Origin of the sequence: Streptomyces sp. NPDC048392 (assembly GCF_043200575.1) — a bacterium.
Classification (GTDB): domain Bacteria; phylum Actinomycetota; class Actinomycetes; order Streptomycetales; family Streptomycetaceae; genus Streptomyces.
The window spans coordinates 1-1341 of the sequence record NZ_JBICYB010000102.1 but is presented as its reverse complement, the minus strand read 5'-3'; the positions used below and the strand labels follow the sequence as shown (position 1 = coordinate 1341).

At 70.9% G+C, this 1341-nt stretch carries 1 protein-coding gene; it reads left to right on the top strand.

The window, feature by feature from the left end; genetic code table 11:
* Positions 1-1341: biotin/lipoyl-containing protein (locus ACGFYH_RS37360; protein WP_393807623.1), on the top strand; the 1341-nt coding region annotated here is incomplete at both ends.

Sequence of the window (1341 nt, the reverse complement as noted above, 5' to 3'; positions counted from 1 at the left end):
GAGGTCGTGGCCTTCGCGAAGGAACACGGCCTGCCCATCGCGATCAAGGCCGCCTTCGGCGGCGGCGGCCGCGGCCTGAAGGTCGCCCGCACCCTGGAGGAGGTCCCCGAGCTGTACGACTCCGCCGTCCGCGAGGCCGTGGCCGCCTTCGGCCGCGGCGAGTGCTTCGTCGAGCGCTACCTCGACAGACCCCGCCACGTGGAGACCCAGTGCCTGGCCGACACCCACGGCAACGTGGTCGTCGTCTCCACCCGCGACTGCTCCCTGCAGCGCCGCCACCAGAAACTCGTCGAGGAAGCCCCCGCCCCGTTCCTGTCCCGGGCACAGCTCGACGAGCTGTACGCGTCGTCGAAGGCGATCCTCAGGGAAGCCGGCTACGTCGGCGCCGGCACCGTCGAGTTCCTCGTCGGCACCGACGGCACCATCTCCTTCCTGGAGGTCAACACCCGCCTCCAGGTCGAACACCCGGTCACCGAGGAAGTCGCCGGCATCGACCTGGTCCGCGAGATGTTCCGCATCGCCGACGGCGAGGCACTCGGCTACGACGACCCCGCCCTGCGCGGCCACTCCTTCGAGTTCCGCATCAACGGCGAGGACCCCGGCCGCGGCTTCCTGCCCGCCCCCGGCACCGTCACCCGCTTCGAGGCACCCGCCGGACCCGGCGTCCGCCTGGACGCCGGCGTCGAATCCGGATCGGTGATCGGCCCGGCCTGGGACTCCCTGCTGGCCAAGCTGATCGTCACCGGCCGCACCCGCGCCGAAGCCCTCCAGCGCGCCGCCCGCGCCCTGGACGAGTTCACCGTCGACGGCATGGCCACCGCCCTCCCCTTCCACCGCACGGTCGTCCGCGACCCCGCCTTCGCCCCGGAACTGACCGGCTCCACCGAACCGTTCACCGTCCACACCCGCTGGATCGAGACCGAGTTCACCAACGACATCACCCCCTTCACCGCACCCGCCGACACCGAGACGGACCAGGACAACAGCCGCGAAACGGTCGTCGTCGAAGTCGGCGGCAAACGCCTCGAAGTGTCCCTGCCCTCCTCACTGGGCATGTCCCTGGCCCGCACCGGCCTGGCGGCCGGAGCCCGCCCCAAACGCCGCGCGGCCAGGAAATCCGGCCCCGCCGCCTCCGGCGACACCCTCGCCTCCCCCATGCAGGGCACCATCGTCAAGATCGCCGTCGAAGACGGCCAGCACGTCCAGGAAGGCGACCTCGTCGTCGTCCTGGAAGCCATGAAGATGGAACAACCCCTCAACGCCCACAAGTCCGGCACCATCAAGGGCCTCGACGCACACATCGGCGCGTCCCTCACCTCCGGCGCCACCATCTGCGACATC